The following is a 4,672-nucleotide window of genomic DNA, read 5'->3' on the forward strand; positions in this document are numbered from 1 at the left end:
GTTATCGCGTCCTGTATTGGTGGCGCCGAGGAGGAGGTAGTTGCCGGGTTGGCCAGTCTTTGGGATCCGGTGCGGGTGACGAGCAGCGACACCGAAACCACCAGGGCGATGGCGGCCAGTATGGCCGCCACGCCGACCACCCATGGCCAGCGCGGAGCGCCATCTTCGTCGTCGGCGTCCGACGCTTCGTCGAAGGTGTCGTAGTCGTAAAGACTGAGATCGGCCGGCAGATACGGCGCGCTGATGAATTGCTCGGACTCTGGCGCCGAGTACGCACGGGAGTAGGCTTCGGTTTCTCCCGTGGGGTATGCCGCCTCGAAGCGGCCACTATCGTCAAGCGGTTTCAGTGCTCCGCCCTCGGCGCCGGCTGCCAGCTCATCACCGGTGTCGCTCAAGGCTTCCAGTTCGGCGCTGGAATCGCCGGCGGAATCGGGTTCTTCAGGTTCCCGTCCCGGCGGATTCGGCCCGCTCATGTTTGCCTACCCTGTCCAACTACCTCACCAGAGCGCTGGGCTCCGCGGCTGCATGTGTGCGCGTGCGCTCGGTGGATTCTCACTGTGTATCGCAAACCCTACCCAACCGGACAGGGCACAGAAGTCGCGGCTAACTGGCCGCCGATCAACTGATGCCCTGATTGTGACCTTTCCGGCTTTGATCAGTGCTTCTCGGGTCCGACGTAGTACTCGAATACCAATCCGGCCGCAGAGGCCAAGACGAATACCACGCCGGCAACAATGAGCCAGGGCAGCCATAGTGCGACGCCCGTCGCCGCCACCGAACCGGACAACGCAACCAGTATCGGCCACCAGCTGTGCGGGCTAAAGAACCCCAATTCCCCTGCGCCGTCGCTAATTTCGGCACCCTCGTAGTCCTCGGGCCGGGTGTCGAGCCGGCGAGCCACAAATCGGAAGAACGTGGCGACGATCAACGCCATGCCGCCTGTCAGCGCCAGCGCAGTTGTGCCGGCCCACTCGACCCCACCGGTGGCGAACATCGAAGTCAGCACACCGTAGAGCACCGCACACAACACGAAGAACGCGGCGACGAACTCGAAAAGCCTGGCTTCGATATGCATTGTGCAGTGTCCTAACCTTGGCTCGGGGCCAATTGACCGCGGCGGGCGTCGAACGGATGGGTTGTCACGGCGAGGGGCGGCTGGTTGATCGCCTGCAAGGCTTCGGCGTTGGTCTTACCGTCCATACGTTGCTGTAAGTAGGCCTTGAAGTCGTTGGGCGCCACCACGCGAACTTCGAAGTTCATCATGGCGTGGTAGGTGCCGCACATTTCGGCGCAATGACCGACGAACGCTCCGGTCTTGGTGATCTGCTCGATCTGGAAAATGTTGACCGAATTATTCGCGGCCGGATTGGGCATCACGTCACGTTTGAACAAGAACTCGGGCACCCAGAAGGAATGGACCACGTCGGCCGAGTTCAGCTGGAATTCGATGCGCTTGCCGGCCGGCAAGACCAGGACCGGAATTTCGTTCGTGGTGCCCAGCGTCTCGATCTTGTCGAAGTTGAGATAGCTGCGGTCCTCGGTGTTACGCCCAGCGACCGGTCCGACGAGCTCTTCACCGTGGGCGTCCTTGCCTTCCGGCTTGGATTCAACGGCGTGTTTACGGGCCTCGTCGGCGCCATCGTAGGTCAAGGTGTGGTCATGGAAGTCGACCCGCTGATAGCCGAACTTCCAGTTCCATTGGAAAGCCGTGACGTCGATCACGACCTCCGGGTCTTTGGTGGTGTGCAGCATCTTCTCCTGCACGACGACGGTGAAGTAGAACAGCACCGAAATGATGAGGAACGGCGTGACGGTCAGCACCAGCTCAAGGGGCATGTTATAGCCGAACTGTCGAGGAAAGTCGGCGTCGCTTCGCTTCTTTCGGTGAAAGACTGCCGTCCAGAAGATCAGACCCCACACGATGACCCCGACCACCAGGGAGGCGATCACCGCACCGACCCACAACTCCCGGTTGACGTGGGCTTCCGGGGTGACGCCCTCGGGCCAGCCGAGACCCAGCGCTTCCGACCAGCTGCAACCGCTCAGGGTGACGGCCAGCACGCCGAGGGCCCCGGCCAGTGCCGCCAGCCGAAGGCGTGGGGTGAGCCCGGGCGCTCCGCGCCGCCGACCGCCGGAACGGATCTCAGAATTGCCCTGCGACAAGCGATGCGAACGACCTGGCTCGCGAAGTGTCACGTTGCGCCTCCTGTAGCACAAGCTGGGCCGACTCGGGCTAGGCGCCGCTTCCGGCGGGAATCGTCGGCTAACTCGGATTCGAATACTACGCAGCGTAGACCACGCCGCCCGCGCAGGCGACGATGCGTGCCAAAACGGCCGACGGTGCCGCTACCTGGCCCGCGGTGGGGGCACCGCCGGATTGCGTGAGACGGTGCGCAAGCCCGCCCACGGCGGCGACCAGGCGACACGATGCGGCCCCTTGGGGAAATCCACATCGTGAACCGACGCGCGCGAGATGCGGTCTCCATCATCATTACCCGAAGGCCGCGCCCGGGCCGCCGCGCCTCGTGCGGCATACTGGGGCGCCGTGTGCGGACTGCTGGCCTTCGTCGCGGCTCCGGCCGGCGCTGCCGCGACCCAGGGGTCCGACGCTGCTGCCCGCAGCGCCGCGGAGGCCGACAGCGCGATCGCCCGCGCGTCGCATCTGATGCGCCACCGTGGCCCCGATGAGCCGGGCACCTGGGTTGACCCGGACGCCGACGGATCGGTGATCTTCGGGTTCAACCGGCTGTCCATTATCGACATTGCCCATTCCCATCAGCCGCTGCGGTGGGGGCCACCAGAGGCGCCGGAACGGTACGTGCTGGTCTTCAACGGCGAGATCTACAACTACCTGGAGCTGCGCGACGAACTCGCCGGCCGGCACGGCGCCGTATTCGCCACCGACGGCGACGGCGAGACGATCGTCGCCGGCTACCACCACTGGGGCACCGACGTGCTCAAGCGGCTACGCGGGATGTTCGCCTTCGCGCTGTGGGACACCGTCAGCCGCGAATTGTTCTGCGCCCGCGACCCGTTCGGCATCAAGCCGCTGTTCCTGGCGACCGGTAGCGGCGGCACCGCGGTGGCCAGCGAGAAGAAATGCCTGCTCGACCTCGTCGGCTTGCTGGGACTCGACACCCGAATCGACCGCCGGGCGCTGCAGCACTACACCGTGCTGCAGTACGTGCCGGAGCCCGAGACGTTGCACCGCGGGGTCCGCCGCCTGGAATCAGGCTGTTACGCCTGGATTCGGCCCGGGCAAGAGCCGGAGATCACCCGTTACTTCGTGCCGCGTTTTGCCGCCACCCCGATCACGCCCGACACCGAGCAGGCGCGCTACGACGAGATCACGGCGGTGCTGGAGGACTCGGTGGCCAAGCACATGCGGGCCGACGTCACCGTCGGCTCATTTCTGTCCGGAGGCATCGACTCCACGGCCATCGCCGCCCTGGCCATCCGGCACAATCCGCGGCTGATCACGTTCACCACCGGTTTCGAGCGAGAGGGGTTCTCCGAGCTCGACGTCGCGGTGGCCTCGGCCCAGGCGATCGGCGCGCGCCACGTCGCCAAGGTGGTCAGCGCTGAGGAGTTTGTGGCCGCCCTGCCCGAAATCGTCTGGTATCTCGATGAACCGGTGGCCGATCCGGCGCTGGTGCCGCTGTTCTTCGTCGCCCGGGAGGCCCGCAAGTACGTCAAGGTCGTGTTGTCCGGAGAAGGCGCCGACGAACTGTTCGGCGGCTACACGATCTACCGCGAGCCACTCTCGCTGAAACCGTTCGACTACCTGCCGCGGCGGCTGCGGCGGTCGATGGGCAAAGCCTCCAAGCCGCTGCCGGAGGGGATGCGCGGCAAGAGCCTGCTGCACCGCGGCTCGTTGACACTCGAGGAGCGCTACTACGGCAATGCCCGCAGCTTTTCCGACGCGCAGCTGCGCGACGTGCTGCCCGGCTTCCGCGAGGACTGGACCCATACCGACGTCACGGCGCCCGTGTACGCGCAATCGGCCGGTTGGGATCCGGTAGCCCGGATGCAGCACATCGACCTGTTCACCTGGCTGCGCGGCGACATCCTGGTCAAGGCGGACAAGATGACGATGGCGAATTCGCTCGAGCTGCGGGTGCCGTTCCTGGACCCGGAGGTGTTCGCGGTCGCCTCGCGGCTACCGCTGCAGGCCAAGATCACCCGTACCACCACCAAATACGCGCTGCGGCGCGCGCTGGAGCCGATCGTTCCGGCACACGTGCTGCACCGGCCCAAGCTGGGCTTCCCGGTGCCGATCCGGCACTGGTTGCGCGCTGGCGAGCTGCTGGAGTGGGCCTATCAGATGGTGGGCTCGTCGGGGGCCGGACATCTCATCGACCTGAGCGCTGTCAGCCGGATGCTCGAGGAGCACCGGACCGGCGCCGGCGATCACAGCCGCCGGCTGTGGACCGTGCTGATCTTCATGCTGTGGCATGCGATCTTTGTCGAGCACAGCGTCGTGCCGCAGATCGCCGAGCCGCAGTATCCGGTCCAGTTGTGACGGCCAGCAGACGCAGAGTCGCACGCGGAAGACCTTCCGCGTGCGACTCTGCGTCTGCTCGCGGGGCTAAGCCCAATACCGTTCAGTTAAGACGGTGGATGGTGATGTTTGGTGAATGCTCGGGTTGGAGCCAGTGGGCGTAGTCGGCGC

Annotated in this window: 3 protein-coding genes and 1 pseudogene; 1 reads left to right on the forward strand and 3 read right to left on the reverse strand. The window is 65.4% G+C overall.

Annotation, left to right across the window (positions count from 1 at the left end; all coding sequences use genetic code 11):
- From BST40_RS27280 to ctaC, 3 genes and pseudogenes are all read right to left on the reverse strand, one after another.
- Positions 1 to 473 (reverse strand): annotated as a pseudogene (locus BST40_RS27280) (MmpS family transport accessory protein); the annotation flags it as partial.
- A 182-nt stretch (positions 474 to 655) separates the two neighbouring features.
- Complete coding sequence (locus tag BST40_RS27285) at positions 656 to 1,075, reverse strand: cytochrome c oxidase subunit 4 (protein ID WP_023364906.1); 420 nt, start codon at positions 1,073 to 1,075, stop codon at positions 656 to 658.
- Positions 1,076 to 1,086: 11 nt separating this feature from the next.
- Positions 1,087 to 2,196, reverse strand: coding sequence for an aa3-type cytochrome oxidase subunit II (gene ctaC / locus BST40_RS27290; RefSeq protein WP_075545218.1), 1,110 nt, complete (start codon positions 2,194 to 2,196; stop codon positions 1,087 to 1,089).
- A gap of 349 nt (positions 2,197 to 2,545) precedes the next feature.
- Between ctaC and asnB the strand changes: the two genes are divergently transcribed.
- Positions 2,546 to 4,522, forward strand: coding sequence for an asparagine synthase (glutamine-hydrolyzing) (gene asnB, locus BST40_RS27295; RefSeq protein ID WP_083156427.1), 1,977 nt, complete (start codon positions 2,546 to 2,548; stop codon positions 4,520 to 4,522).
- The last annotated feature ends 150 nt before the right edge of the window (positions 4,523 to 4,672 follow it).

Source organism: Mycobacterium persicum, assembly GCF_002086675.1.
GTDB lineage: Bacteria > Actinomycetota > Actinomycetes > Mycobacteriales > Mycobacteriaceae > Mycobacterium > Mycobacterium persicum.